2 pseudogenes are annotated in these 1550 nt (G+C 42.5%); one reads left to right on the top strand and one right to left on the bottom strand.

Annotated features, from left to right (window positions below):
* Positions 1-667: 667 nt before the first annotated feature.
* A pseudogene (locus ETC02_RS18630) lies at positions 668-1046 on the bottom strand (hypothetical protein).
* 182 nt (positions 1047-1228) lie between these two features.
* Between ETC02_RS18630 and ETC02_RS16505 the strand changes: the two are divergent.
* Positions 1229-1550: pseudogene (locus ETC02_RS16505) on the top strand (IS4 family transposase); the annotation flags it as partial.

Here is a 1550-nt window from a genome sequence, read left to right as displayed (position 1 = left end):
TTATGACGCTGCAAAGCAAGATATTCCCATTGATGTGATCAAAAAACAGCTCCGTATCGCGTAAGGGGTACCCTGTTTGTCTCTCTAACCATGGAAATTATTGTAATGAAAAATGCTCATCTACAGTATATAAATAAGCGCTTAGCGCTTATTTATATCCCTTTTTTGTTTTTTATTTTTAAAATGATTATAATATTTGTTATTTATATGGTTCATCACCACAACATGTACTTGACAAGCGATACGTTCTCCTGAACAAGGATGTGCAAAAATCATTGATTTACTGATTTTTCCTCACAAGCGTAAGTGGGGCATGTTATGAAAAAATCAAGCACAACTTTTGGTGAAGAGCCATTTATATTATAATATGTAAATTAACGCAATTCAAGTATATTTTTGCTTTTTTGCATTTATTTTTACTTTTTTTATATTAAACATAAAAAATGATTTTTATTGGTCAGGCGTGTTGATTATCCAATAAAATCCAAAGGGTATAGAAAAAAGAGCACCTTTCCTGTAGAATGTGAGTAGCGACACAAACAAACCCAGGAGGTGCTCTCTATGAACAAGCATACCCCGAGTTCGACAGTCACTAGGCAAACAAAATGCCTCTCGCCCCTTGATGCAAAAGGGACGAGAGACATTTGGGCACACTTTGGGCGTGTATCTAGGCGCGAGGATGGATGCCTAGGATCTTCAGAGGAGGCTCCAGCCCTAGAGCCACAAAGAGTTGAGCCTGTTTGGCCGTTAGTTCGGTTCGTTGAGAAAGGTCTCCGTTTTTGGAAGAAAAATGTCCAAGCATGAGACGCTCACACCCGTCTCTTACTTTCGGATATGATTCATGAGTCAGGGGAAAGGAATCGCAACTTTTGGCCAAACGCTCCAAGACAGCACAATCCACCTCGTCTTCGCACTCGAACGAATCCATCACCTTCGCTTTCGCATATTTGGCCTTCGGATCCCAATTCGTTGTGAGCAAGCTGGAGATAGGCCACGGTCGTTCCGTCTTTGTTTTTGCGTGTGACTCGTCGTATGTACGTGCCTATATGATAAACGATATTGGGCTTTTTAAAAGAATAAATTGTCAAGTCGTGTGCCTATGAAATTTGGCGTTTTTTCCTAGGATCCGCATCACGAAACCCTTGATATAACAGCATTTTGGTCATTTCCATTTGCCTAAAATGACCTCAAAACTGTCGAACTCGGGCATACCACACTCCCGAATTTGATGCAAAAACTTGTTTCGGATGAAGAGATTCAACTGATTGCCGAAGCGGTTGGGTATCGTGATTCGTCTCGAACCTTTCCGTTGCGCGAGTTGATTCACTTCTTCCTGCTGGCCGCCATGCATCAATGGAAAAGCTTTCGCCACGGAGCCGATGTGGGGCCTCTGTATGGATTGCCGCGATTCCATTATTCAACTGTATCCAAGAAAGCGAAAGAAGTTCCCTATGACATCATGAAACGCTTGTTGGCGTTGATCATTTCCAAGTGCAACCGCCAAACCCGCCGTTCGCTTCGGTTTCCCAAACCGCTTCGGGTGGTGGATT

Origin of the sequence: Geobacillus sp. DSP4a (genome assembly GCF_013096875.1) — a bacterium.
Classification (GTDB): Bacteria; Bacillota; Bacilli; order Bacillales; family Anoxybacillaceae; genus Geobacillus; species Geobacillus thermophilus.
The sequence above is the reverse complement of the archived record's forward strand: the minus strand, read 5'-3'. Positions and strand labels throughout refer to the sequence as shown.